The organism is Bradyrhizobium sp. WYCCWR 13022 (assembly GCF_030435535.1).
Lineage (GTDB): Bacteria > Pseudomonadota > Alphaproteobacteria > Rhizobiales > Xanthobacteraceae > Bradyrhizobium.
In genome coordinates this window covers 1-5,000 of the sequence record NZ_JAUIZJ010000008.1, presented here as the reverse complement: position 1 = coordinate 5,000, position 5,000 = coordinate 1, and the positions used below count along the sequence as shown (strand labels likewise).

General features: G+C 62.7%; 4 protein-coding genes and 1 pseudogene (1 of these 5 running past the window's edge). All 5 read left to right on the top strand.

Annotated features, from left to right (window positions below; all coding sequences use genetic code 11):
- Positions 1-137 carry the 3' portion of a hypothetical protein gene (locus tag QY049_RS13165; RefSeq protein WP_194478042.1) on the top strand. The gene continues 460 nt to the left of window position 1, outside the view, so only the last 137 of its 597 coding nucleotides appear in the window; its start codon lies off the left edge, out of view; its stop codon occupies positions 135-137.
- A 209-nt stretch (positions 138-346) separates the two neighbouring features.
- Positions 347-2,047: a sulfatase-like hydrolase/transferase gene (locus QY049_RS13160; protein ID WP_258763966.1), complete on the top strand. Its 1,701-nt coding sequence runs from the start codon at positions 347-349 to the stop codon at positions 2,045-2,047.
- Positions 2,048-2,293: 246 nt separating this feature from the next.
- Positions 2,294-3,559, top strand: a pseudogene (locus tag QY049_RS13155) (putative bifunctional diguanylate cyclase/phosphodiesterase); the annotation flags it as partial.
- 19 nt (positions 3,560-3,578) lie between these two features.
- Complete coding sequence (locus QY049_RS39000) at positions 3,579-3,866, top strand: EAL domain-containing protein (protein ID WP_367401188.1); 288 nt, start codon at positions 3,579-3,581, stop codon at positions 3,864-3,866.
- The gene (locus QY049_RS13150) at positions 3,863-4,690 is read left to right on the top strand and encodes a hypothetical protein (protein ID WP_258763963.1); all 828 of its coding nucleotides are present in this window, start codon (positions 3,863-3,865) and stop codon (positions 4,688-4,690) included. Before QY049_RS39000 ends, QY049_RS13150 begins: the two co-directional genes overlap by 4 nt.
- Positions 4,691-5,000: the final 310 nt, after the last annotated feature.

The window sequence follows — 5,000 nt, the reverse complement described above, 5'->3', positions numbered from 1 at the left end:
ACAGGAAGGAAGCGCTCGACGAGCTCAACCAGGCCCTGAAAAATCCCGCGCCCGCGGTCGAGAACAAGGCCAACATCGATCTCGTCGGCAAGTACTACGACAAGCTCGTTGCCGCGCTGGGCGACGATCAGAATTGACGAGGCGAGCAGGGCCCTGCCGCAAGAACAAAAGCCCCGGAGCAACCTCCGGGGCTTTTGTCGTTTCCGCTCTTCCCGCGAGCGCTTCACGTCGCGGCCGAGCTCGAGGGCGCCACCCGTCTCGTTTGCACCGCACTCAATGCGGCGCCGCAGCTCGTCGATCGCTGTCGGTGGACCGCATGCCATGCGCGAGGAGCCCGAGGCCCGAATTGAAAATATCGGATGCGCGGGGCATCCTGATCCCCATGATTTCGATCCTGATTCTTGCGGCGGCCATCGCCGCCGTTGCGTTGTCGGAACGGAGCATCGAACATCTGCCGTTTGCAGTCGCAGCTCTCCTCTTCAATGCAGCACTGCTTCTGGTCTTTGTTGGCGACGCCGAGAGAGCGATCCTGCTGTCCGGCATGCTGGCCGTCGCAATCGCCGGCATGTCATCCGTCAAGTTCCATCACAGCGCCCTCAAGCTGACCGTGTCCGATTTGCCCCTGGCGTTTGCGGGCACGGTCAGGTTTTTCGTGCTGCAGTACCCTCGCATGATGCTGGGTGTTCTGGCGGGCACCGCGTTGTTCGCCTTCGCTTCAGGCGCGGTTCTGCTCCATGCGGCCGGATCTCCCGTTTCCATTGCGTTTCGCATTCTCCTGCTTTGTCTTGCGCTCATTGCCTTTGCAAAGGCTTCCACGTCGAAGGGCACCGCGTCCCTGCGGCTGACTCTGACCCAAGACCGGTGCTTCTATTCGACCTTCATGGCGTCGCTGGTTGATCCCTCCTGCTGGCGACAGTTCGGCGCGCTGGCGCTGAGCGATATCGCCAACGAACCATTGCCGTTGAGGGAGGCCATGCCTGCGCGTTCCGCCCGTTCTCCCGACATTATCGTCATCCAGCACGAGTCCGTCTTCGACCCGCGCATCTTCGGGCTGCCGGTCGAGCCGGTGGTCGAGGCCTTCCTGTCCCCGCCGGATGGGGAATTCGGGCGCCTCAACGTCGACATCTTTGGCGGAGGTTCGTGGCAATCCGAATTCAGCCTGCTGACCGGTCTTTCAAGTGCGAGCTTCGGCTCGAGCGCCTATTATCTCTTCCAGAAGGGCGCCGGCCGCTTTCACAGCAGCTTGCCACGCTGGCTGGCGTCGCTCGGCTACAAGACGACGCTCATATCCAGCTGTCGCCGCGGATTTCTCAGCTACGATAAATTCTACAGCTCGATCGGCATCGACCAGCGGATATTCGTCGACGATCTTCCTGCGCCGTTCGATGCCAGGCGTTTCGAGGCGACGAACTCCGATGCGATGTTTCTGGATGCGGTCATCGATGCGCATATCAAGGGGATTGCCGACGACCCGACACCGCGATTTCTTTATGCGCTGACCAACTTCAATCACGGTCCGCACAACAGGCAGCTGGTGCCATCAGGTCAGTTCGAGAGCGAGCGCGCCTTCGCCATGGCCAGCTTTCCCGATGCCGGATATGCCGAATACTATGCGCGACTGGCGGAGACCGCGTCTGCCTGGCAAAACCTCAGGGCAAGGCTCGCAAGCTGCTGCCCCGGACGACCTGTTCTCATCGTGCATTACGGCGACCATCAACCGGTGTTGACGAAACAGATCGATCGACAGCTGAAAGGCTCGGGAGACGGGCGGCGCCCGTTTGGTACGTTCTATGCGATCGAGGCCTTGAATATTCCGCACCTCAGCCCCGGACGGGGCGCCGATCTCGATATCGCCTTTCTGGGAACCGTTGCCTTGCAGCGGGCGGGCATCGCGCTCGATCCGGTATTTGCCACGCGCGCGAGCCTGCTGGATGATTGCGGAGAGGCCTACTTCGCGTCGGTCTCCGAGCGGAAACGTCGATTCCATCGCACGCTCGTGGATATGGGCCTGATAGACCTGATGCCGAATGCCAGGCAAGCAAGGTAGCGCGGTGCGCTCTGCGCCGACGCGGACTGCTCTCGATCCAAACCCGCCATTCGAGGCAAGCGCGAACATCGCGCTCGTCGAGGGCTTATACCCTCTTCGGTGGTGGCGTCAGTGGCGCGTTACCCATGGCTAACCATCTTGGTGGAAGGTTCTTCGCGCACCCCGAGAACTGCTTTTCGGCAACCTTTCGCAAACATCCCGCTGTCTAGCTTGGCAATACTGCTGGTTGCATGCGGGGCGGGACTCATGTCTGGACTGCAGCGAAATACGTCGGTGCGCCGGGGCGTCGCGCCCGTGGAGGCGCATCCCGGAGCGGAAGGTAACACGGTCCTGATTGACCGTGCGGGTTCCGAGGTCGAGCGCCTGCGCGGCGTTGTCGCGCAGTTGATGCATACCGCGGCGCACGATCCGTTGACCGGGCTTCCCACCCGCAGACTGCTGCTCGAACGGCTGGCCGAAGAGCTCGCGCATGACGCTGCCGAGGGCCGCCAAATCGCGGTTCTGTTCGTCGATCTCGACAATTTCAAGCTGGTGAACGACTCGCTTGGCCATGGCAGCGGCGACGAGGTGCTGTCTGAAATGGCGCGGCGTATCAGTGGCTGCATCGAACGGGGTGACACCGCGAGCCGGTTCGGCGGCGACGAAATGGTGATCCTGCATCCGCACGCGGCCGACGGCTCGGAATTGGCTCTGGGCAAGCGCATCCTGACCGTACTGGCCGAGCCGATCTTCGTCTCCGGCAAGGAGGTCGTGGTGTCGGCAAGCATCGGGGTCGCCTTGTGCACGCCCGGCATGAAATCCGCCGCCCAGTTGCTGCGCGAGGCCGACACGGCACTCTACGCCGCAAAGGACCGCGGCCGTGCACGGCTGGAGCTGTTCAGCGACGAGTTGTACGAGCGAGCCGAGAAACGCATGCGGATCGAGTCGGATCTGCGGGTGGCGTTGCGCGAGCAACAACTCTTCGTGGAGTATCAGCCGCAGGTTCGCCTGAAGGACGGGCGCGTCGTCGGCGTGGAGGCGCTGGTTCGCTGGAAACATCCGAAGTTCGGCGTCGTTCCGCCCGGCGACTTCATTGGGGTCGCCGAAGACTGCGGGCTCATCAACGGCATCGGGCGATTGGTCCTGGAACAATCCTGCCGGCAGCTCGCCGACTGGACCAGACTTGCGCCGGGGCGGCCGCTCGCCATGACCGTGAACGTGTCGCCCCGCCAGCTCTCGGACCCGGCTTTTTTCACCGAGCTCCGCCAGGTCCTTGCCGACACCGGGATCGATCCGAGGGCGCTGTGCCTGGAGGTCACGGAAAGCGCGATGATGCGGGCGCCTGCCGAGATCGTTCAATTGCTCGACCAGATCAGGCAGCTCGGAATCTATATCGCGATCGACGATTTCGGCACCGGGCATTCCTCCTTGTCCCGGCTGCGCGACATGCCGGCCGAAGTCTTGAAGATCGACCGCAGCTTCGTCGACGGTTTGGGCAGTGAAACGGGCGATACGGCCATCGTTTCGTCGATTCTCAGTCTGGCCTTATGCCATGGGCAAGCACACCATCGCCGAAGGCGTCGAGCAACCGGAGCAGGCCGCGCTTCTTCTCCGTATGGGTTGCGAAGCCGCCCAGGGCTATTTCTTTTCGCGGCCTGTCGCGGCCGAACAGATCCCGCCGCTCCTGACCGGCGCACTCTGGGAAGCCCGTTCGCCGGGGGCGCCGCATAGCGCGCCTCACACCGAAGCGCAGATCCGGCGCGGCCATCGCTACTTCATCGACGAATTCCTCGACCACATCGGCGCACCCATGGGGACCAAGGCCCCCGGCTCGCCATGATGTCCCTTGTGATCGGCATCGGCAGCCTGATGATCGGGATCGCTTATGCGGGCCTTGGTACACTGTCGGCGTGGGAAACGATCAATCTGCACCGGTATCGCGGCTGGTCGCGCTTTGGCATCGGCTTCTCGCTGATGGCTGCAAGCTGCGGCCCGCATCATCTGGTCCACGGCTGGGGCGTTCTCCAGGGCGAGAGCATTTCCTATCCGATGTTCGCCGCAACCCTGATCGGGTTGCCCGCCGGACTGATATTTGTCCTGCTGCGCTTCGAGACCGTGTTGGGCGGGCAGGGTGATCGCTGGGTCGCGGCCTCGCCGCACAAGGTGATGTTGCTGGCCGTGACCTTTACGCTCGTCGCAGGCGTATTGGCGGCCTGGACCTTCGCTCAACCGGGAGCCGAATTCCCGTTCCAGTTTCTCTGCACGTCGTCTGTTCCGGCGGACGGGACCACGGGGACCGGAATCGGCGGCTCCGTTGCCTTCCTCGCCAACATGTTCGTCGTGATCACCTATGGCATGGTTGGCTGCTATCTGGCCGATCGTCAGGTCCGCAGCTATCTCACCAGCGGCGGCTGGTCGCTGTCGGGCGCGGCACTGACCGGTGTGTTCTTTACCTGCGCGCAAATGCATTTCATCGATGCCACGACGCCAGGCAACGGTCTGATGCTGTTCTTCGACCTGATCGGCATTCCCGCCTCCATCTATTTCCTGTGGGTCGTCAAGCAGGTTCACAGCGACTCCGTCATGGACTGGAACCGTCGCCCGCTGGTCGGCGCCGCCGCCGCGCCGGCGCGCCCCTCGCCATGGAGCGGCGAGAGAGCATAACCTCGACCGCCAGGCTTGCCGGTCCTGCAGGCTTGCGCGAATGAACCCAAAGCGCCTGTCGCAGTCCCCTCAGCCGAACCGCGATTAATCCCGTCGTGATGTCGGTTATTGCGTATCCATTCGGCGTAGGCCGCAGGGCTACCGCTTGAGCAGTCCAGGGTTCTCTTTGTAGAACCTGATCAGCTCGATGAGGTTTTCGATTCCGAAGTCGGTGAACGCCTGGACGCCGTCTTCTCCGACGCCATAGACCCAGATGACGCCGTCCTCGATTTCCATTTCGTTGGCGATGTCCCAGAGCCAATCTTCGTCT

Bases quoted from the DNA above. Each gene is read 5' to 3' on its own strand.
- QY049_RS13150 (WP_258763963.1), top strand. From the start codon at position 3,863: ATGATGTCCCTTGTGATCGGCATCGGCAGCCTGATGATCGGGATCGCT.
- QY049_RS39000 (WP_367401188.1), top strand. From the start codon at position 3,579: ATGGGCAAGCACACCATCGCCGAAGGCGTCGAGCAACCGGAGCAGGCC.